The following is a 306-nucleotide window of genomic DNA, read 5'->3' as shown; positions in this document are numbered from 1 at the left end:
CTTCCGGAGTTTTACCAAACGAAGGCCCGCCAAATTCAATGGCGTAACCAAAAACTTTGATTTGCACCTGAAGGAATGCGGATGGCGATGGAACCGAAACTCTGATGAACTGGGTCACCAACTTTGGAGGCTTTTAAAGTAAATTTATATAAAGCTGCTAGTCTAGAGCCATTATAAAAGTTAACAAAACGACATAACTCTTTTTGCCGGTGCGCCGAATCCTTAAACGGATGCTTGTCATGCCACATTTCCATTAAGGTACGGACAACCCGCCCGGCTTTACCATTGGTTTGCGGCCGGGCAACA

General features: G+C 45.4%; 2 pseudogenes. One reads left to right on the top strand and one right to left on the bottom strand.

Going from position 1 to position 306, the window contains the following annotated elements:
* Positions 1–142 (top strand): annotated as a pseudogene (locus tag IR141_RS13085) (IS1595 family transposase); the annotation flags it as partial.
* A 28-nt stretch (positions 143–170) separates the two neighbouring features.
* Here the strand turns inward: IR141_RS13085 and IR141_RS13080 are convergent.
* Positions 171–306: pseudogene (locus IR141_RS13080) on the bottom strand (integrase core domain-containing protein); the annotation flags it as partial.

Source organism: Neisseria sp. 19428wB4_WF04 (genome assembly GCF_015235335.1).
Classification (GTDB): domain Bacteria; phylum Pseudomonadota; class Gammaproteobacteria; order Burkholderiales; family Neisseriaceae; genus Neisseria; species Neisseria musculi.
Note: the sequence above shows the minus strand (reverse complement) of the source record. Positions and strands in the feature narration are given on the sequence as shown.